This is a genomic window from Lutibacter oceani (genome assembly GCF_003384935.1).
In the GTDB taxonomy this organism is placed as follows: domain Bacteria; phylum Bacteroidota; class Bacteroidia; order Flavobacteriales; family Flavobacteriaceae; genus Lutibacter; species Lutibacter oceani.
Map to the genome: position 1 here is coordinate 900,811 of NZ_QTTQ01000009.1, position 20,963 is coordinate 921,773.

The 20,963-nt window shown below is 29.7% G+C and carries 16 protein-coding genes and 1 tRNA gene; 3 read left to right on the forward strand and 14 right to left on the reverse strand.

Annotated features, from left to right (window positions below):
• Nucleotides 1–8 precede the first annotated feature (8 nt).
• From BX611_RS04015 to BX611_RS04035, 6 genes are all read right to left on the reverse strand, one after another.
• Nucleotides 9–1,511 carry an aminotransferase class V-fold PLP-dependent enzyme gene (locus BX611_RS04015; RefSeq protein ID WP_115878301.1) on the reverse strand — a complete coding sequence of 501 codons (1,503 nt, stop codon included), beginning with the start codon at nt 1,509–1,511 and terminating at the stop codon, nt 9–11.
• A gap of 12 nt (nt 1,512–1,523) precedes the next feature.
• Nucleotides 1,524–3,485: a protein-disulfide reductase DsbD family protein gene (locus tag BX611_RS04020; protein WP_115878303.1), complete on the reverse strand. Its 1,962-nt coding sequence runs from the start codon at nt 3,483–3,485 to the stop codon at nt 1,524–1,526.
• A gap of 316 nt (nt 3,486–3,801) precedes the next feature.
• Nucleotides 3,802–4,479, reverse strand: a complete 678-nt coding sequence (locus tag BX611_RS04025) for a response regulator (RefSeq protein ID WP_115878970.1) — start codon at nt 4,477–4,479, stop codon at nt 3,802–3,804.
• 4 nt (nt 4,480–4,483) lie between these two features.
• Entirely contained in the window at nt 4,484–6,223 is a 1,740-nt protein-coding gene (locus tag BX611_RS04030) for a tetratricopeptide repeat-containing sensor histidine kinase (protein ID WP_147296395.1), read from the reverse strand.
• A 416-nt stretch (nt 6,224–6,639) separates the two neighbouring features.
• A complete protein-coding gene (locus tag BX611_RS15015; protein WP_162880034.1) occupies nt 6,640–6,798 on the reverse strand; it encodes a hypothetical protein in 159 nt (52 codons plus the stop codon).
• A gap of 224 nt (nt 6,799–7,022) precedes the next feature.
• Complete coding sequence (locus tag BX611_RS04035) at nt 7,023–7,748, reverse strand: LytR/AlgR family response regulator transcription factor (RefSeq protein WP_115878307.1); 726 nt, start codon at nt 7,746–7,748, stop codon at nt 7,023–7,025.
• A 211-nt stretch (nt 7,749–7,959) separates the two neighbouring features.
• Here BX611_RS04035 and BX611_RS15020 point away from each other — a divergent pair, with 211 nt between their 5' ends.
• Nucleotides 7,960–8,136, forward strand: a complete 177-nt coding sequence (locus BX611_RS15020) for a hypothetical protein (protein WP_162880033.1) — start codon at nt 7,960–7,962, stop codon at nt 8,134–8,136.
• A gap of 282 nt (nt 8,137–8,418) precedes the next feature.
• On the opposite strand, the gene BX611_RS04040 is transcribed toward BX611_RS15020, so the two are convergent.
• The 8 genes from BX611_RS04040 to BX611_RS04075 all read right to left on the reverse strand — a co-directional run bounded on the left by BX611_RS04040 (nt 8,419) and on the right by BX611_RS04075 (nt 19,136).
• Complete coding sequence (locus tag BX611_RS04040; protein ID WP_115878309.1) at nt 8,419–10,794, reverse strand: GH92 family glycosyl hydrolase; 2,376 nt, start codon at nt 10,792–10,794, stop codon at nt 8,419–8,421.
• A 22-nt stretch (nt 10,795–10,816) separates the two neighbouring features.
• Nucleotides 10,817–13,114 carry a GH92 family glycosyl hydrolase gene (locus BX611_RS04045; RefSeq protein WP_115878311.1) on the reverse strand — a complete coding sequence of 766 codons (2,298 nt, stop codon included), beginning with the start codon at nt 13,112–13,114 and terminating at the stop codon, nt 10,817–10,819.
• 36 nt (nt 13,115–13,150) lie between these two features.
• On the reverse strand, nt 13,151–14,137 hold the full coding sequence (locus BX611_RS04050; protein ID WP_115878313.1) for a glycoside hydrolase family 43 protein: 987 nt from the start codon (nt 14,135–14,137) through the stop codon (nt 13,151–13,153).
• Nucleotides 14,138–14,184: 47 nt separating this feature from the next.
• Nucleotides 14,185–15,501 (reverse strand): L-fucose:H+ symporter permease, encoded by a 1,317-nt coding sequence (gene fucP, locus BX611_RS04055; protein WP_115878315.1) that lies wholly within the window; start codon nt 15,499–15,501, stop codon nt 14,185–14,187.
• A 70-nt stretch (nt 15,502–15,571) separates the two neighbouring features.
• Nucleotides 15,572–16,495 (reverse strand): ROK family protein, encoded by a 924-nt coding sequence (locus tag BX611_RS04060; RefSeq protein ID WP_115878317.1) that lies wholly within the window; start codon nt 16,493–16,495, stop codon nt 15,572–15,574.
• Between the two features lie 158 nt (nt 16,496–16,653).
• Nucleotides 16,654–17,688, reverse strand: a complete 1,035-nt coding sequence (locus BX611_RS04065; protein WP_115878319.1) for a LacI family DNA-binding transcriptional regulator — start codon at nt 17,686–17,688, stop codon at nt 16,654–16,656.
• Nucleotides 17,689–17,766: 78 nt separating this feature from the next.
• The gene (locus BX611_RS04070; RefSeq protein WP_115878321.1) at nt 17,767–18,582 is read right to left on the reverse strand and encodes an alpha/beta hydrolase; all 816 of its coding nucleotides are present in this window, start codon (nt 18,580–18,582) and stop codon (nt 17,767–17,769) included.
• Nucleotides 18,583–19,052: 470 nt separating this feature from the next.
• A tRNA-Leu gene (locus tag BX611_RS04075) sits at nt 19,053–19,136 on the reverse strand.
• A gap of 123 nt (nt 19,137–19,259) precedes the next feature.
• On the opposite strand from BX611_RS04075, the gene BX611_RS04080 reads away from it, so the two are divergent.
• Together BX611_RS04080 and BX611_RS04085 are read left to right on the forward strand one after the other, a co-directional pair.
• Nucleotides 19,260–20,201 (forward strand): ribose-phosphate pyrophosphokinase, encoded by a 942-nt coding sequence (locus BX611_RS04080; protein ID WP_115878323.1) that lies wholly within the window; start codon nt 19,260–19,262, stop codon nt 20,199–20,201.
• A gap of 22 nt (nt 20,202–20,223) precedes the next feature.
• Complete coding sequence (locus BX611_RS04085) at nt 20,224–20,847, forward strand: 50S ribosomal protein L25/general stress protein Ctc (protein ID WP_115878325.1); 624 nt, start codon at nt 20,224–20,226, stop codon at nt 20,845–20,847.
• Nucleotides 20,848–20,963: the final 116 nt, after the last annotated feature.

Below are 20,963 nucleotides of genomic sequence, written 5' to 3' on the forward strand. Positions count from 1 at the left end.
CCTTTAAATTATTGCTTAAACCAATTATTTACCAGCGAAGTTTCAATAGCATTTGCCGTTTTATGAATAAATTCATTTTTAGCTGAATTGTAATCGTAATCCTTACCCCATTCTTTCCAGTTTTCTGCTACTTGTTTAATACTTTCACAAACAAATAATACTTCTTTATTTGAGATTGTTGGGTGAATAGACATTCGAATCCAGCCTGGTCTTTCCATTAAACAGCCTTCATGAATCTTTTCTTCAATATTTTTTGAAGTATATTGATCTACATGTAATAAATAATGACCATACGTTCCTGCACATGAACAACCTCCACGTGTTTGCACTCCAAACTTATCATTTAACAACTTTACAATTAAATTAAAATGCACATTTTCAATATAGAAAGAAAAAATCCCCAGTCTATTTGTATGCTCTGGCGCTAAAATTTTTAGGTTGGATATTTTAGAAAGCTTATTGAAGATTATTTTATTTATTTCGTGCTCACGGTCTAAAATATTTTTTACTCCCATTTGTTCTTTTAACTGAATTGCCAATGCAATTTTTATAGTTTGTAAAAAACCTGGTGTACCACCATCTTCGCGAGTTTCAATATCATCAATATAATCGTGATCACCCCAAGGATTTGTATAATTTACGGTACCTCCTCCTGGATTGTCAGGCACCAGATTTTTATACAGTTTTTTATTGAAAATCAATACGCCTGATGTACCTGGACCCCCTAAAAATTTATGAGGCGAAAAGAAAATTACATCCAAATATTCTTCATCAACTTTAGGATGCATATCAATTTGCACATAAGGTGCAGAGCAAGCAAAATCCACAAAACAAAGTCCTCCGTTTTGATGAATTATTTTTGCAATTTTATGATAATCCGTTCTAATACCTGTAACATTAGAACAAGCTGTTATTGAAGCTATTTTTATTGGTCTATCACTATATTGAATTACCAATTTTTCAAAACTTTTTAAACAAATTAAACCTGATTCTTCACAAGGAATAATTTCTACATCAGCTATTGTTTCTAACCATGATGTTTGATTAGAATGGTGTTCCATATGAGAAATAAAAACTATTGGTCTTAATTCATCTGGAACATTTGTATGCTCTTTTAAATTTTCAGATACTTTTAACCCTAAAATACGTTGTAATTTATTAATTACACCCGTCATACCCGTACCTGCGGTAATTAAAACATCATCTTCATTTGCGTTTACGTGTTTTTTAATAATGTTTCTTGCTTTATGATACGCCATAGTCATAGCTGAACCTGTTACGGAAGTTTCAGTATGCGTATTTGCAACAAAAGGACCAAATTCATTTACTATTTTTTCTTCAATTGGACGGTATAAACGACCACTTGCAGTCCAATCTGTATAAATAATTTCTTTTTCACCATAAGGTGATTCAAATTTTTGATGCACTCCAACAATGTGTTTTTTAAATTGCTGAAAATACTTTTCTAATTTAGAAGGAGTATCAACTATTTTATTTGAAAGATAATTCATTCTTTTTTTAGCTTATTTGAAATTTGAAATCCCTTCTTTTAACCAATTATAATATTCATCAACGTCAGGAGTATATGCAACCGGGTTAATTAAATTTTCTTCATTATGATTCATCAAAACATAAAAAGGTTGTGCATTTGCTCCATATTTTATGGTTTGAAATTCACTCCATTTTTGTCCAATATATTTCAACTTCTTTCCGGGTCTTAATTTAGATTCAATTTCTTCACCATCTTTTAATTTACGCTTATCATCAACATATAATGAAATTAAAACTACATCATTTTTTAAAATGGGTAATACTTTATCTTTAGCCCAAACGTTTTGTTCCATTTTTCTGCAATTTACACAAGCGTGCCCGGTAAAATCAATCATTACAGGTTTGTTAACTTTTTTAGCATAAGCCAAACCTAAATTATATTCATTAAATGCTAAAATATTATGTGGTGCCATTAAGTGGGCTCCTTCAGGAATATCCGCATGATTTTCTATAGAACCTTCTCCTAACTTTGAAAATCCAACCCCATACGGTGACTCGCTATAATGTTGTGCTGGTGGAAATGCACTTATTAAGTTTAACGGTGCTCCCCAAAGACCTGGAATCATATATATTGTAAATGATAAAGTTATCAACCCTAGGCTTAATCTTCCAACAGAAATATGCGACAATGGTGAATCATGTGGCAATTGAATTTTTCCGAATAAATACAATGCTAACGTTCCAAATATTGCAATCCAGATTGCTAAAAATACTTCACGCTCTAACCAATGTAATTGTAAAACCAAATCGGCATTTGATAAAAATTTAAATGCTAAAGCTAACTCTAAAAATCCTAAAACAACTTTTACAGTATTTAACCAACCTCCAGATTTTGGTAAAGAATTTAACCAACCTGGAAATGCAGCAAATAATGCAAATGGAATTGCCAATGCTAATGAGAAACCGAGCATACCAACAATTGGTCCTATTTGGCTTCCTCCTGCCGCTGCTTCAACTAGTAAAGTTCCGACAATTGGTCCGGTACAAGAAAATGACACAATAGCTAAAGCCAAAGCCATAAAAAATATACCTATAATTCCACCTCTATCTGCTTGCGCATCAACTTTTGTGCCCCAAGAACTAGGTAAAGTAATTTCAAAAGCACCTAAAAATGAAACCGCAAAAACAACTAATAATAAAAAGAAAATTATATTGAACCATACATTAGTTGATAGTGCATTTAAAGCATCAGCACCAAAAACAGCACTTACTAAAATTCCTAATAGTACGTATATAATTACAATAGATGCTCCATAAATAATAGCATTTTTAATTCCAGCAGCTTTACTTTTACTTTGTTTGGTAAAAAAGCTCACAGTCATTGGAATCATTGGAAAAACACAAGGTGTTAACAATGCTGCAAACCCAGAAAAAAAGGCTATTATAAATATGGTTATTAAACTTTTATTTGAAGAATCATTTTTTTTAGATTTTACAACTTCGCTCTTTTCAATAGCAATAGTTTCTGAAATTGAAGTATTTCCTGGAATTGTAAAGCTTAAATCTTCGAAAGTTGGAGGTAAGCATAAACCATCATCACAAACCATAAATTCAACTTCCCCAACAATATTTATAGCATTTTTGGTTTTAGATTTTATACGTTGTTTAAAAACTGCATTGTTTTCAAAATATTTAACTATCATATTATCAAAAACTGGTTCAGGAGCAGCATGTCCTTCACCCTCACTTGGAGTACCAACTAAAGTATACTCATTGGTATCAACAAATGTAAACGTAGTAGGAATTGGACCTCCTTCTCCAATATTTTGAGAATATAAATGCCAATTCCCTTCAATTGCTGCAGTAATTATTAAATCATATTCTGTATCCGATACTTTTTCTACAGATGTTGACCATTTAACAGGGTCATGAATTTGAGAATAACTTGCTGTTAAAAGCAATAAAAAGAAAAGAGTGGAAAGTATTTTTTTCATATTATAAGTGGTTTCGCTTATTTAGAATTTTCAAAAATAAACAATATTACTCACTAAGTCGTTTACAAATCTATTTTCCCTTAATTCAATATGTTAAATTTTTCTTAATGAAAATTATTCTTGTATATAAATTCTAAAAATAAGGCTTCCATAATGTGTTTTTTCCTTACCTAAACTAGGTTGAAACCATAAACTTTTAGGTATTTAAGGAAATAAATTACAAATAATTTTTCCAAACATAAATTTAGTTTACATTTGAATAGACTATAGAAATAAATTCAACCCCAAAGACATTTTTATAGCAAAAAGGGTTTATTTAAATAAACCCTTTTTCTTTTGCTTTTAATATTAATTCTCTGTCGTCGTTATCTTGAACTTTGAACAATTCCTTCAAGTTTTTCTTTCTTTTTTCAAGTCCAGCCATAGACATTGGAATTATATTTGGAAGATCTTTCATTTTTGTTCCAATAGACATTTCATATAATAACTGACGGTCAATTTTATCTAATTTATAGTCGGTAGATGATTGTTTTCTAAATAATTCCAAAACAGATTTGCTATAATATGGAGTACCATCCATTACCGTTTTTATTGAAGTTACCAGTTCTTCTTTATTTACATCATTTTTTATTAAAAAACCATCTGGATTTACGTTTTTAAGTATTGCTTGAATTCTATAATTATCGTTAAAAGTTGTTGCTACAATAATTTTACATTTGGGTAGTACTTTTCTAATATTTACTCCTAAATCTTCCCCGGATAAAATTTTCCCATCTGATGATGGAGGTATTGATATATCTAAAAAAACAATATCAATTCCATTTTTTTTGGAAGCTTCAGTAATTTTTAAAATTGCTTCATCACAATTAACTGCTATTGCAATTTTAAATGCAATATTAATATTTTCCGTACTTATATATTCAAACGCACTTTTATATGCATCTGCTATAATTGGATGATCATCAATTATTAATACATTAAATTTTTTACTCATAATTTTATTTTTGTATTGGGCACCTAACAAAAATAGTGGTTCCATTATTTTTTATAGAATTCACCTTTAAAATACCTTGAAGCTTTTTGGCTCTAGATTCCATATTTTTTAAACCAATTCCTTTTCTTTTATCATGAATATCAAAACCAATTCCATTATCTTTTATAAATAATTCTAATTGATCTTTATCTCTGTCAATGCTAACCTCTACAGAAGAAGCTTTCGCATATTTTATTATGTTTTGAATCGCTTCTTGAAGTATTCTATAAAAGTTAATTTTTATGTCATCATTTATTGAATCCCAGAAAATATTCTGACTACAATAGAAGTCATATTCCAAACCATCTAATTTAGTCTTTTTTTCTATTAAATCCTCTATAATTTTTGAAAAATCTTCTTTGGATGATAGAATTTCATTTTTTAATTCATGTGAAATTGTTCTAATTTCCTTCTCAATATTCTGAAGTTCATCAATATAATATTTATGTTTTTCAATGGTTATTGTATCTCCTTTAATATTTAAAAACCCTAAACCTAACCTTGCTCCAAATATTTTTCCCAAAACGCCATCATGTAGATCTTCTGAAATTCTATGACGCTCTTTTAATCGTCCTTCTTCTAACTTAGATTGCTGTTTTAACATTAAAGAAAATATTTCATGATTAGATTTCTGCTGTTCTTTTTCAAATAATAATTCTTTATTTCTTGTTCTTTGCACCCTCATAATATATGCAAAAGTTAAGATTACAATTGTTAAAAAACCGCCTAAAGATATTAATACCTTTTCTTTAGAAAGTTTTTCTGTCTCTTGAATATATTCATCTGTTTCAAAACGAATTCGGGTAAACTTATTACGTATTTTTCTGTCTTCAATTTGCAGACTATCATTTAAATGTACGTACTCTTTCAAGTATTTATTCGATTTACTATTATCAACATTTGAAAGCAGTAATAAGGTGGCTAATTTATCTCTATTATTATCTACTTGTCCTGCCAAATTATAAGCATCATTTGCAAGTTTTATTGCTAAAGTTGTATCTTTTTTTGCTGCAAAAAATTCTGACAAATGTCTTTTACTAATAACTAATCCTGAAATATTATTTAAACTATCTCTAATGTATAGTGATTTATATAAATCTTCAGCAATATTTATAGTATCTCCCCTTAAAAACTTTGTATAGGCAATATTATCAATAAGTCTGGCATAAAAATTGGGATCTTGAGTTTTTAAATCTCTGTATTTTAAGGCTTTTTGAAAATTTTGTATGGCTTTTTCAAAATTATTTAATTTTTGATAAACCAACCCCAAATTACTTAAACTCCATTCTTTGAAATTTTTTTTATCATTAACATTTTTTAAATAATCTATCGCTTTGTTATGATAAAAAACTGCTTTATCAAACTCTTCTAAATTAGAATATATTAAACCCAAATAATTATAAGACTGGTATAACATTTCATACTTCTTCTCTTTTTCAAACCTTGTAATTGCCTCAAAAATTAATACTTCACTTCCTGTATAATCTTTTAAACGCCCCTGTATAAAAGCCATATTATAAAGCATTTTTGCAGTATAATAATCGTGTTTAGCTATTTTAAAATTTTCGTAAGCTTTATGAAAATGATAATATGCGCTATCCACCACTTCAATATCAGTATAATAATTTCCGAAATTCCAATGGGCATCGCCCATTTTAAAAAAATCATTTAGTTTTGTAGCTAACTTAAGAGATCCCCTATTCACTTTTTTGAATAAATCATCAATATTATCATATTCAGTTTCAATGGCAATTTCAGCTAATAAAATATTTTGGATGGAATCTGAATTAATTAATTTGGTTAGTTGATATGCTTTTTCTAAAGCAATTGATTTATTTTCAAAATCTGTGGCTTTAAGTTTTGAAAAATTAATCCAATAATTAATACTATCTATTTCCTTAGCGAAATTATTCTCATTATTACTCTTAGTTTCTTTACAACTAAAACATGTTGATATTACTATGGTTAGTATAGTAATTCTTATAAGAGATGCTATGTGAAATTTTAGTTTAATTGTTAGCCAGGGTTTTAAACAAAGCTACTAAAAAAAGCCTTAAACAAATGCTTAAGGCTTTTTAAAATTTAGTATTTCTAAACAATTTTTTGCTATTATCAATAAATTTAATCTCTGGTTCTTGTAATATCTGCACTTCCTTCTTCACCTGTAGCCTGCACCTGTTCTTTTGCATATAATTCTTCATCTTCAGCACTATCTGAAGTACAAGAAATAAATAATGATGTAAATAATAAGAAAGCGAAAATAAATTTAATTGATTTCATAATAGTATGTTTTAAAGTTGATTTTATGTTTTTTGCTTTGTGTTTAATTCTAAACTATAGTGTAAAAGTAATACACAACTGAAACAAAATAACAATAAAAAACCATTTATTAGTGAAAACAAACCATTTGTACGTGAAAACAAACCGTTTATACGTGAAATGATTCATTTACAGAAATAAACATACCATTCATTAAATAAAACATACCATTTATTTAAATCATTTTAACTTACAGAAAGATAAGAATATTCGGATAAGGATTTATTTATCCTTTTAATACTTGTAATATAGGTTTTTGTAAAAGGAACTTCATGACTATTTCTTTTAATAGTACAGGTAGATTTTCCAAATTGTATTCTTGAAATAAAATTTTTGTTAATAATGTAGCTTTTATGAATTCTGTGAAAATTATTAGGTAAAATATTTTCGAAAGTTTTTAGTGTTTTATAAGCATTTACAATATTACCATCATTCATGTAAAAATCTGTTGTATTGTTATCTGCTTTTAAATAAAGTATTTCATCTGTTTTAAGATACTGATAATCTTTATAGGATTTTAAACAGATGGTTTTTCTAGATTGGGCTGGGATTTTTTTTAATATTTTTAATACTGTTTTTCGAATTTCTAATTCAGCTAAAGGATTTAATAAAAAATCAAAGAAACCAGTTTTTATTACCTCATAAACATTTTTTTTTGATGAAGAAATTGCAATAAAAACAGGAAAACCTTCATTAAATAAATTTAGTTCTTGCGCAAATTCAAAAGGGTTTTCAATTACATTATCTATATTAAAAAAAACAACATCAGGGTTTTCTTTTAAAATAATGTTCATAGCATTAGTATAAGTGCAAGAAATGCCTATACAATTAAATGTTTCGTAATCTTCTAAAACATTTTTTATGCTTTGAATAGATTCTGGGTCTTTATCTATAATAAAATAATTACGCATTTGGAGGGGACAAATTTAATAATGCTAAGTTAAAAAAAGTTTTGAATAAAACTATACGGATTATCCTTCCTTTTTTTACGGAGAAACAAATACTTATTAAACTAATATTAATTAATTTTAATATGTTCTTTATAACAACTTGTATTTAATTAAGTCTGTTTGCTAGGATATTAGTTAAATTATAAGCTTAAAAAAGTTTTATTATTAAATAATGAAAGGTAAAGAAGATAAAAAATATAATAGAAAAATGAGTAAAAACAATAAACTTGGTATTAATAATAATACTAAAAATTTAAAAAATAAAAGCGCTAAAAATAATTCTGAAAAACAAAACGATGTTTACCCGAACAATATTTTAGGATTATTTAAACATCTTGGAATTGAATAATTATACAATGTAGCACATAACCCAAAGACCCCCGTTGATAATAAAAATTGTTTTTTAACCCCAAATTTACTCAACAAACAATTTTTATTAAACTAAAGCTATGAAATCAAAAACCTGCTAATAAATTATTAGCAGGTTTTTTACATTAACTAAGCTAATATTAAAATTTCACCCCAAAAGAAGATTCTTTTAGTGATGTATAATATCTATGCAAAAATACTATAAACATTAATGGTATAAGCAATCGCAAACCTATAAAATCAACAAAAAATTTCAGTTACTTTATTTATAAAGTTGTTTATTTGGTTTACTATTCATAAAAAACTGCAATTCACCTCCATTCATTATTTCCGCATGAGTAATAAAAGGCTTTGTTAATTCTTTACCATTTAATTCCACTTTTTCAACATATACATTTTCATCCGACTGATTTTTTGCCATTACTTTAAAGGTATTTCCATTATCAAGATTTAAGATAGCTTCGTGTATTGATGGGCTTCCTAAAGCATAATCAACTGATCCAGGAGCAACTGGATAAAATCCAAGCGAACTAAAAATATACCACGCACTCATTTGTCCAAAATCATCATTTCCACTAAGTCCATCTGCACCTGTTTGGTATTTTTGCTTTAAAATCATCCTGATTTTATCTTGAGATTTATAAGGTGTATTTGTCCAATTATATAAATAAGCTACATGATGTGATGGTTCATTTCCATGCACATAATTACCAATAATTCCTTCTCTTGAAATATCTTCGGTATTTTCAAAATATTTATCAGGAAGTTCCATTGAAAACAATTTATCTAATCGTTTTGAAAATTTTTCTTTCCCCCCCATCAATTCAATCATTTCATTTGGTTCATGTGGAACATACAAACTATAATTCCAAGAATTTCCTTCAATAAAACCTTGTCCGTGAGTATCTAATTCATCAAAATCTTTTTTAAAACTACCATTGCTTAATTTTGGGCGCATAAAACCTGTTTCAGCATCATATACATTTTTGTAGTTTTCAGAACGCTTCATAAATTCCTCAAAAACAGCAGTATTACCCAATTTTTTAGCAGCTTGAGCAACAGCCCAATCATCATAAGCATATTCTAGGGTTTTAGAAACTGAAGCTCCATTTTTATCTTCTGGCACATAACCCATATCTATATAATACTGCAATCCATCATAATACCTGGTATTTGCGGTATTAACCATAGCTTCCAATGCTTTTTCCTTGTCAAAATCAGCATTCCCTTTTACAATTGCATCTGCTATTACAGATACACTATGATACCCAATCATACACCAGTTTTCATTGCCGTAATGCGACCAAACAGGAAGCATTGTATGTACACTTTGGTTATAATGCGCCATCATAGATTGTACCATATCCTGATTTCTTTTAGGTTGCAAAATATTAAATAATGGATGTAATGCTCTGTATGTATCCCAAAGTGAAAAACTGGTATAATTGGTAAATTTTTCTGCATTGTATACATTACGGTCAATTCCCATATAATTGCCATTTACGTCCATATATTCAGTTGGTCCTAAAAAAGCATGGTACATAGCTGTATAAAAATTGGTTTTTTCAGTAACACTTTCAGTATCAATATCAATTTTATTTAACTCTTTATTCCACTCGTTTTTAGCTTGTTGTTTAACCTTTTCAAAATTCCAATGAGGAACTTCTTTTTTCATATTTTCTAAAGCTCCATTAGTACTTACAGGAGAAATAGCAAATTTTATTTGTAGTTTTTCATCCTTTTTCATATCAAAATCAAAATACATTTTTATTTGTTCTCCAGCAATTTCAGGAAAGTTTTCATCCTGCCTGAATTTTCTCCAAAACCCTCCATACGGCTGCTTATCATGTCTTTCTCTTCCATATTTTTGGATAGGTTTATTAAAAGACATTGCAAAATATACTTTTCTGGTTCGTGCCCAGCCATTTGTTTGGCGGTATCCAGTTACCAGAGTATCATTTTCAACGCGCACAAAAGTCCAAATATTTTTACTATCGTAATTATAAATACCAGCCATTAAATCTAAAATAATATGCGATGTTTCTTCCTTTGGAAACGTGTATTGGTGCATACCCACTCTTGTAGTTGCAGTCATTTCAGCTTTAATATTGTAATCATCTAAAATAACACTGTAATAACCAGCTTCAGCGGTTTCTCTTTCATGTGAAAACCGTGAACGGTACCCACTATCAGGATTTGTAGCTGTTCCGGGATTTAATTTTAATTCACCAGTTGTTGGCATAATTAAAAAATCGCCCAAATCTGAATGCCCAGTGCCACTAAAATGTGTATGGCTAAAACCTACAATTGTTTTATCATCATATTGATAACCAGCACAATACTTATAAACATCTGGATTATAATGACCATCTACTGCATAAGGTATTGTATCAGTATCAGGGCTCAATTGAACGCTTCCAAAAGGAACTGTAACGCCTGGATATGTATGTCCCATTTTAGCTGTACCAATCATAGGATCTACATATTTAGCAAAGTCTTTAAGGTTTTTATCCATTTTTTCTGAATGTTTTTCATCCCCAGTAGTTGAATTACAACTGCTAAAAAATAATAATGAGCTCATAATAATTCCTAAAGAAATTACTTTGAATACCGAATTTAATTTATGTAATTCAACCATTTAGAAATAAATTTTTATTTAATTATTTTTCATTAGATAATGAATACGGAAAATCTTCTTTATTAATTCCCCTATTTTTATTGGGTACTTTATCCATTTCAATATTAATAATAGCTCCTTTCATTAATTCTGAATAATTTAAATAATTTTTGGTGTATTCTTTTCCATTAAAGGTCATATTTTTAATATAACGATTTTCGTTGCTATTTTCTGGAGCATTAATTATAATTTCATTTCCATTTTCAAGATTCAATGTAATTTTTTTAAACAACGGAGCACCAATTACATACTCGTCTGTAGCTGGAGCAACAGAATAAAAGCCCATTGCAGAAAAAACATACCAAGCTGAAGTTTGTCCGTTATCTTCATCGCCACAATACCCATCTGGTGTTGGCAAATACATCCTATTCATAGTTTCTCTTACCCAATATTGACTTTTCCAAGGTTGCCCTGCATAATTGTATAAATAAGTCATATGCTGAATTGGTTGGTTTCCGTGAGCATATTGTCCCATATTGGCAATTTGCATTTCTCGTATTTCATGTATTACACCTCCATAATATTTATCTCCAAATATTGGAGGAAGTGAAAAAACCTGATCTAATTGCGCAACAAATTGATCATTACCACCCATTAAATCAACCAAACCTTGCATGTCATGAAAAACGGACCAGGAATAATGCCAACTATTTCCTTCGGTAAAATCTCCTCCCCAATCAAAAGGGCTAAAAGGGGTTCTAAATTCTCCTTTTTCACTTTTCCCACGCATCAATTTTGATGCAGGGTCAAACAATTTTTTATAATTTAAGCTTCTATTTTTATAAAGCATTATTTCTTTTTTGGGCTTATTTAATGATTTTGCTAATTGGTAAATTGAAAAATCATCATAGGCATATTCTAAGGTTCTTGCAGCACTTTCATTAATTCCAATATCAAAAGGCACGTATCCTAATTTTTTATAGTATGCTGCACCTGCTCTACCAACAGCTGTCATAGGTCCCGCATTATTAGCTCCATGAATTAAAGCTTCATATAGCTTTTCAATATCATATTTATAATTATTTCCTATTTTTAAATATGCATCTGAAACTACTGAAGCAGAATTGTTACCCACCATAATATTCCGTAAACCTGGACTTGCCCACTCTGGCAACCAGCCTGATTCTTTATAGGCATTTACAAGACCTTCCTGCATTTGAGCACTCATTTCAGGATACATAAAGTTTAGGAATGGAAATAAGGATCTAAATGTATCCCAAAAACCAGTATCTGTAAACATATAGCCGGGTAAAACCTCACCATTATATGGGCTGTAATGTACTACGTTTCCATTTTCATCATATTCAAAAAACTTTCTTGGAAATAATAACGAACGGTATAAACAAGAATAAAAAGTTTTAAACTGATCAGCTGTTCCGCCTTCAACTTTTATTTTACTTAATTCTTTGTTCCAATTAGATTTCCCTAATTCTTTAAGTGCGTCAAAATCATTGTTTCCAATTTCCTTTAAGTTTCTTTCAGCTTGCTCATAACTTATAAAAGATGATGCTACTTTTGCATTTACTTTTTCTCCTTTTGAAGTTTTAAATCCGATAATAGCACCTGCATGGTTTGATTTTGACACTAAAGATTCTGATAATTCAGCATCACTAAATGTGTTTGTAATTGTGAATTTTTTATCAAATTTAATTACAAAATAATTCTTAAAATTTTCTGGTACACCTCCACTGTTTCGGGTTGTATAACCTATAATTTTATTTTCTTCAGGAATAATTTTCACATAAGAACCTCTATCAAAAGCATCAATAACAACGTAAGCATTATCTGTTTCAGGAAACGTAAATCTGAATCTTGCAGCGCGATCAGTAGGTGTTATTTCAGTAGTAACATCGTAATCCGCTAAATAAACACTGTAATAATACGGTGTAACAATTTCTGCTTTATGCGAAAACCAACTTTCTCGTTCTTCTTCCTTAAAAACCTTTTTACCGGTTACAGGCATTATTGAAAACTGTCCGTAATCGTTCATCCAAGGTGATGGTTGATGTGTTTGCTTAAATCCTTTTATTTTGGTAGCATCATAGGTATATGCCCAACCGTCTCCCATTTTTCCAGTTTGTGGTGTCCAAAAATTCATTCCCCAAGGAGTAGCAATAGCCGGATATGTATTTCCGTTAGATAAACTATGATGAGAATCGGTTCCCATAAGTGGATTTACCCAATCTACTGGATTATCAATAACATTAATTTTTGTAGTTTGTGCCAATAGAAACTGGAAGCAAAAAACAGTAGTTAATAAGGTTGTTAAAATTGTTTTCATAAGAAGCTACTATTTAAAAGTTATATTATTTATGGTTTATTTTTTTAATGGATTTGCTTTTACGCCTTTATTTGTAATTATTATTGGCTTTATTAAACCATTTTTATCAAATTTCATTTCATCTATGCAAGTTACTCTAGAATTTCCATCAGTTTCGTTTAAAGGTCTTCTATGGTAAACAATATAATAAGTATCTTTTTTAGGATCTTTTATAACAGAATGATGACCTGCACCTGTTGCAATTTTAGCATCTTGCTGTAAAATTTTTCCAATACGTTTAAAAGGTCCCATCGGAGAATCTGAAATAGCATAGGCTACACTATAATCTGGGCCTGTCCAACCACCTTCTGACCACATAAAGTAATATTTACCATTTCTAATAAACATAAAAGGACCTTCAACATAATTTTCAGGAGTAATTTCTTTAAAAATAGTACCATTTTCAAAAGGGATAAAACCTGTAAAATCATCATTTAATTTTGAAACATTACAGTGTCTCCAACCTCCATAAAAAAGGTAATATTGACCGTCTTTATCTTTAAAAGCAAATTGATCTATAGGTTGTGCTCCGTTGTAAAATTTATCAATTAACGGTTTTCCTAAATGATCTTTATAAGGTCCTTCCGGTTTGGAAGCAACAGCAACTCCAATACCGCCTTCTTCATTATCATTTTGTATGTCGTTTGCTCCAAAAAAAAGAAAGTATTTTTTATCTTTTTCTATAATAGAAGGTGCCCACATTGCACGTTTGGCCCATTTAACTGAAATGGTATCCAATACCTTTTCGTGTTTTGTCCAGTTTACCAAATCTGGTGAAGAAAACGCGTCTAAAAAAACTTGTTTTTCATAAGGAGCGGAATACGTAGGAAATACCCAATATTGATTATCAAAAATAATCCCTTCAGGATCGGCATACCAACCTTTAAAAATTGGATTTCCAGCAGTTTTTTTATTTGAATTATTGTTTTGAGAAACAGTAACTATGCTGACTAAAAAAATTAAGTAAATAACTATTTTTTTCATTTTATGAATTTTATTTTTAAGTTTCCTATCAATTAAAAACTTAGCGTTTAGACAACCTTAAATTTATGATTTTTACTTACCCAGTTTCCATAGAGTGCTATAAAAACAAAACATATAGCTGGAAGTAAAAATGAAAAATTTATTTCTGATACTCCCAAAATTTTAATATCACTTACTCCATTTCCACCTAAATCTATAATAATTCCTTGTAATTTAGGCATTAATGCACCCCCTACAATTGCCATAACCAAACCGGCAGCGCCAATTTTAGATTCTTCTTCTTTTAAACCTTCCAAAGCAATTCCATAAATGGTTGGAAACATTAAAGACATACAAAAAGAAATACCCACCAAACTATAAAGCCCAGAAATTCCTTCAATAAAAATAGTACCTAATGAAAATATAACAGCCAATACTGAAAAATACATTAACAATTTTCCTGAGCTTATAAAACGTAACATATAAGTTCCAATAATACGTCCAACCAAAAATATTATAAAAGCAAAAAATTGATAATTAGCAGCAAATTCACTTTGTATATGTATTGCCTCTGCATATTGATAAATATAGGTCCAACACATAATTTGCGCACCCACATAAAGCACTTGTGACAAAACACCGAAAACATATTTTTTATTAGCAAATAACTTTTTAAATGTGGTTGACAAAGGAGGAATAACTCCTTCTCCTTTAGCCTGAGGCATTTTATTAATAGCGATTAGAACAAAAACAAATAAAACTACAATCCCTAAAATTACATAAGGATCTCTAATTACCATTAAATCGGAAGTTCTTATTAAAATTTTACGCGCTTCTTCTAACGATGCAAAATCGGTAATATCATCTGATTGTAATTTACGGAGTACAAAATATTGCGCCACTAAAAGTCCGCCAACCAAACCTACAGGATTAAATGCCTGCGCTAAATTTAATCTTTGAGTTGCTGTTTTTTCATCTCCCATAGCAAGAATGTATGGATTTGCAGTAGTTTCTAAAAAAGCCAATCCAAAAGTTAATACATACAATCCTAAACAGAAAAACCAAAATTGTTCAGTAATTGCCGCTGGATAAAATAAAAGTGCACCCGCTCCATACAACGCAAGCCCAATTAATACACCTGTTTTATAAGAATATTTTCTAACAAAAAGTGCTGCTGGTAATGCCATACAAAAATAACCTCCATAAAAAGCCATTTGTACCCACGCTGCTTGTGAATTTGATAGTTCCAATACTTTTTTAAAAGCTTGTACCATAGGATCGGTTACTGCATTTGCAAAACCCCATAATGCAAATAAGGAAGTAATTAAAATAAAAGGAAAGATTTGTTTTTTGGGAACAACAGGTATTTTATTTATAGCGCTCATTTTTTATTTACTGTTTTTATATTATTTGATTAAAACTCTTTGAAAAATTAGTTAAAAAATTTTATTGAAATTAAAATAGTGGTAAGTCGTTTTTAATGGTTTCCCAAAAATTCGTATTAAATAAATACGAAGCACCAATTATGTTTGCTTGTTCTGTATTTTCTAAAACAAGCACTTCTATATTTATATTTTTTTTCTTCCAAATATTTACAAGGTTTGATAAAAATAAATGATGTGCTTTTGAAATACTACCGCCTAATACCAACAGGTTACTGTTAAAATCCAATACATATGAGGCTAAAAAATCACTTAAATTTATAGCAAATTCATTAAATATTTTTAAACTATACACATCATTTTTAGTAACAATTTCTTTAACCCCTTCAACATTTTCACCATTTGAATACATTTTATATTTTGAAACAAACCAACGTGTAGAAAAATAGTCATCTGCTATACCTTTTTGAAAAGGTTTATCCCATAAACAACCACCTAAAGGGACAGATTTACCTTTAACAACAGGAATAAAATTATTTAAAAAAGCTGCTCCAAACCCTGTTCCTAAAGTAATTGCCAACACTTTTTTACAAATACCATGACCTCCCTTTAAAGAACCTCCAACACCAAAAGCAGTTGCATCATTTAAAAACCGAATTGGTATGTTTTTTATTAATAAATATTTAGGCAATTCTAAAGCTATTGAAACTTCATATAGAGATTCATATTTATCATTCCCCTTAAATAAAGCTGTACCTGTTTTATAATTGAATGGACCAGGCATTGCAAATCCAATTCCAATAATTTCTTTATTTCTTATTTCATTTATAGTTTTATTAATAACATTTCCCCAGGTTTGTAAAATTAACTCTTTGGTATCTTTATTATTTATAACACTATAATAATATGATTCTTCTATTATAGTTAAAGTTTCTATATCTATTGCGGCACACGCAATGTGGCTTCCACCAACATCTACTCCAATTGCTATTGGCATTCATTCTATTTTTTAAATTAATAGATCTTATTTATAATGCTGCTGTAATAACTTATTTTAAACATTTTATTAAAGCATTGCTAAAATACTAAATCGTTTTAGCTTAAAAAAATAAAAAATAAAAAAAAATGATCTTTTTATTTTTTTTAATGAAAGGCTTATTCTTTAACTTTTGATGATTCTCTAACAACAAGTTTAGCTTTTAAAACAATTTTTTTTGGAGGATGTGCTACTTTAGGGTTTTTTAGTAGTGCTAACATAGTTTTCATAAGTTCTTTTGCCATTTCTTCAAGAGGCTGAGATACTGCTGTTATTGTTGGGGTATAAATAGTAAAAAGTTCATTATCATCAAATGTTACTATTCCCATTTTATTAAGCGCATTAGGAAAACTTTCTTTTATTACTGCTAATCCATTTTTAGTGAGGTAATTAGTTGTAAAAAAAGCAGCATCCAAATCAGGGTTTTCATAAAAAAATTTGGTAATACTTTCTTTTCCTTGAAGCGTTGTTTTTTCTTTATAAGGCAATATTAGAACATTGGTTGGCAGCTGGTATGCCGCCATTGCTTTTTTATACCCTTCTAACCTACCTAGCATTTGAGTTTGCCGAACATCTGTAGTAATTAAAGCAATATTTTTAAAATTATTTTTAATTAAATGCTCACAAGCACAATAGGAAGCTTTTTCATTATCAATAATTACATGGTCTATATCTAAATCCGGAAAATACCTGTCACATAAAACTACTGGTATTTTTTCGGCTTTTAATGCAGCAATTTTATCTTGAATCCCAGGAGATGGAACAATCATAAACCCATCTACCTGGCGTTCTTTAAATAAATCTATAAGTTCTAAGGATTTTTTATCATCATTTTCATTACTACAAAAAAGCACTTTATACCCTTTTTGGTATGCAATATCTTCTATTATTCTTGCCAATCTGGAAAAGAAATGATTAGAAATATCTTCAACCATAAAAACTATAATTTTAGATTTTCCTGTTCGAAGACTTTGTGCTAATTGATTTGGTCTGTAGCCAATGAGTTCAATATAATCTAGAATTTTTTTTGTAACCGCTTCTGAAATCCTTTTTTCCTTCGCTTTTCCATTCAAAACAAATGACACCGTTGTAACAGAAACTCCTAATTCTGCAGCTATACCTTTTATAGAATTACGTTTACTTTTATTCTTCATATAAATTTAATAATTACAACTCATAAAACATTTATACCATTTTAAATGACCTGATTTTATTTGGTAAAATTAGTTTTTTTATTTCATAGTATTAGATTTGATGAAATTCAATAATAATGGATATGCTGGTGCTGTCATATTATGACCGTAACCTTGCATTTCAAACTGCGTAATGTTTTCTTGACCTGAAACTTTCATCATCCTGTAGAAATAAGCATTTTCTTCATAGCGTCCCAACATTTCTAATTCACGATCTCCTGTAATTAACAATGTGGGTGGTGCATCATTTCTAACAAAAAACAATGGAGCCCATTCATCAATTATTGGTTGTTCTCCAGAAATTCCTTGTTCTTTACGAATTGTGAAATGCGTAATTGTATGTCCGCTAAATGGAACAAGCCCTGCAACTTTATTGGCATCTATTTTATGTTTCTCTAAATATTCCTTATTCATAACGGTCATTAAGGCTAAGTACCCTCCGGCTGAATGTCCCGAAACAAAAATTGCATTTACATCTCCATTGTATTTTTCTATATTATTAAAAACCCAAGCAATTGCAGCCGCTGCATCATCTATACAAACTTTTGCTTTTACTTTTGGTGCAAGCCTATAACCAACACCTACAATACAATATCCTTTTTCTTTTAAATCTTGTGGTATTTCTTTTTGCCCTCCAGTTAATCCACCTCCGTGAAACCAAATAATAACAGGTACTTTTTTAGCTCCTTTTGGAGAATAAATATCTAAAATACATTGTTCATTTTGATATGTATTTTGGTTTTCATCTGTGATTTTATAATATGGAATATTATCAGCTTCTATATAATTACTATCCTGAGAATAAACACTTATTGAAGTAGTTATTATGAGAATATAAAGGAGTATTTTTTTCATTTTTAGTTTACTATTTAATATCAAATATACTTATAAGTTGTAAATTATTCAGGTTTAAAATACATTAATTATCAGTTTTAATAGTAATGTTTCCTCCATAAAAATTAATAAGTCTGGGCATATATTGAGGTACAAAAAATGAAACTTGCCAAAAGTGTTTACCTCTCTCTCTATATATATATTCCTAATACGGTGAGGATTAATAACGAGTAATTAAATCACCATTTTCCAATCTTCCGCCTCTAAAAATTGGTACTTGATACAACAGATGCAGAAATTGAGCGCATGGTTTACAAATTATACAAGCTAACCGAAGATGAGGTTGCAATAGTTGAAAACAAATAAAATTGACCAACATACTTTATAATAAAGTACGTTTAAAAAATGGTAAAAAAATAAATATTTGATACTATTTCGGTATCAATAAATATGCAAAAAGCTGATAATTAAATAATTATCAGCTTTTTTAGTACCTCGAGTGGGAATCGAACCCACACTCCGTTGCCAGAACTGGATTTTGAATCCAGCGCGTCTACCAATTCCGCCATCGAGGCTTGTTTACGGATTGCAAATTTATAAATAATTTTCATCTAAAGCCTAAAAAAAACGTGAAGTTGTTTAATAACTCTATAATTAATTTTAAATTTGCGCACAACAAACAACAACACAACTTAAAAATGGGAAACAGTCAACTAGCACCAAAAATTTTTGCTTGCAGGCAAAGTAGGGTTTTGGCACAAAAAATTGCCGATTCTTATGGCCTTGAACTTGGAAATGTTAAAATTTCAGAATTCAGTGATGGTGAATTTCAACCAGCTTTAGTAGAATCCGTTAGAGGAAGACGTATATTTATTATTGGTTCCACTTTTCCTTCATCAGATAATTTAATGGAAATGCTTTTAATATTAGACGCTGCAAAAAGAGCATCTGCACGTCATATAACAGCAGTTATTCCATATTTTGGTTGGGCAAGACAAGACAGAAAAGACCAACCACGCGTAGCAATAGGTGCAAAATTGGTAGCAAACCTAATTCAGGCTGCTGGTGCAACAAGAATTATGACCATGGATTTACATGCCGATCAAATTCAAGGATTTTTTGAAAAACCAGTAGATCATTTATATGCATCAACAATTTTCCTTCCTTATATAGATAGACTTAACTTAGAAAACATTACAATTGCATCTCCTGATATGGGTGGTTCAAAACGTGCCTATGCTTATTCTAAATTTTTAGAAAGTGAAGTTGTAATTTGCTACAAACAACGTTTAAAAGCAAATATAATTGACACTATGGAACTTATAGGGGAAGTGGAAGGAAGAAATGTAATTTTAGTTGATGATATGATAGATACTGGAGGTACGCTGGCTAAAGCAGCCGATTTAATGATGGAAAAAGGTGCTTTAAGTGTTCGTGCAATTTGTACACATCCTATTTTATCGGGCGAAGCCTATAGCAGAATAGAAAACTCTAAATTAAAAGAATTAATAGTTTCAGACACAATTCCTTTAAAAAGAGAGAGTTCTAAAATAAAAGTTGTATCTTGCGCGCCTTTGTTCGCAGACGTGATGCATAAAGTGCAAGATAACAGGTCAATAAGCGGGCAATTTTTAATGTAAATAATTAATAAACAATAAATAAATGAAATCAATTACAATCAAAGGATCTCAAAGAGAAAGCGTGGGTAAAGTGTCAACTAAAGCCTTACGTAATGCTGGAAAGGTACCTTGCGTATTATACGGAGGGGATAAACCATTACACTTTTCAGCTGACGAAGTATCGTTCAAAAAATTAGTGTATACCGCTAACGTTTATACTGCAACGATTGAATTAGAAGGTGCTAAATATCATGCAATTTTACAAGATATTCAGTTTCACCCAGTATCAGACAAAATTTTACACGTCGATTTTTACCAATTATTTGATGATAAAATGGTAACTATGGAAATTCCTGTAAGATTAGTTGGTACTTCTCCAGGTGTAATTAATGGTGGTTCTTTACGTTTTGCAATGCGTAAATTAAGTGTACGAGCTTTACCAGCTGATTTACCAGACTTTATAAATGCTGATATTTCTAAATTAAGAATTGGACATAAATTATTTGTAACTGCATTAGCAGATGAAAAATTTACAATTTTACACCCAGATAATACAGTAGTTGTTCAGGTTAGAACTGCACGTAGTGCCGTATTAACTGAAGATGAAGATGAAGAAGAAGGAGAAGGTGGAGAAGAAGGAGCAACTGAAGAAGCTGCTACAGAATAAAAACATCTTTTATTTTATATTAAAAAGCGTTGCAATTGCAACGCTTTTTGTTTTTAAACAATCCACTTACTTTTATTACTTTTGTTGTATGAAAATTTTACAGTTCATAAAACAAT